The sequence below is a fragment of the Corynebacterium sp. S5S1 genome, from assembly GCF_001913985.1.
Lineage (GTDB): Bacteria > Actinomycetota > Actinomycetes > Mycobacteriales > Mycobacteriaceae > Corynebacterium > Corynebacterium marquesiae.
In genome coordinates this window covers 3074-3727 of record NZ_MKXT01000070.1, presented here as the reverse complement: position 1 = coordinate 3727, position 654 = coordinate 3074, and the positions used below count along the sequence as shown (strand labels likewise).

1 protein-coding gene is annotated in these 654 nt (G+C 28.9%); it reads right to left on the bottom strand.

Translation table 11 applies throughout. The features are described from left to right. Positions 1-385: hypothetical protein (locus BKN05_RS11935; RefSeq protein ID WP_502686338.1), on the bottom strand; the 385-nt coding region annotated here is incomplete at its 3' end. Positions 386-654: the final 269 nt, after the last annotated feature.

Sequence of the window (654 nt, the reverse complement as noted above, 5' to 3'; positions counted from 1 at the left end):
AGTCGATAATATTTTGTTTTAACCAAAGCATTTCTTCTTGTGAAAGTTTATTTGGATTAAATTCAACACGCATATTACGTCTATCCCACGTATCTGCTTTTACTTTGTCATATTCGATATAAACTTTTTCTTGTAGTGCTTTAGCTTTAAATTTTGTTCGAAGTATATCCCAGAGTCTTATTTGTGGCTCTATGCTCATAAATTCAGATAGTTTTTGAGCATTAATTTTATTAAGATTCCCAACGATTGTCATAGCGTCAAAACTTAAATTCGGATAAGTTTGTACCGGAATTTGTGCACTTAACCGGCTATTAGAGTAGCCGGTTTTAGAAAAATTATCTAAATCCTTATTTTGTAAGTGATTTGAATGATTTTTCTTACTCATAAAAAATCGACTCCTTAATTTGTTTTAAGAAGTCGTCCACCCAAACGTCAAATGTAAATGTTGAAGTATAATCAAATATCGTTTAATATCAAAATATACAAAAACATAAAAACATCGACTGTTTTATATTTTGGCTAGTCGTTCACGTAAACTTTGGTCGGTTTGGGGTGGACGACTTCTTTTTTATTTTGCTATTAATATAACACTATAAAAAATCTAGGTCTATTAAGAATACGTCTTTTTATTTTTATATAAAAAATGTAATATAA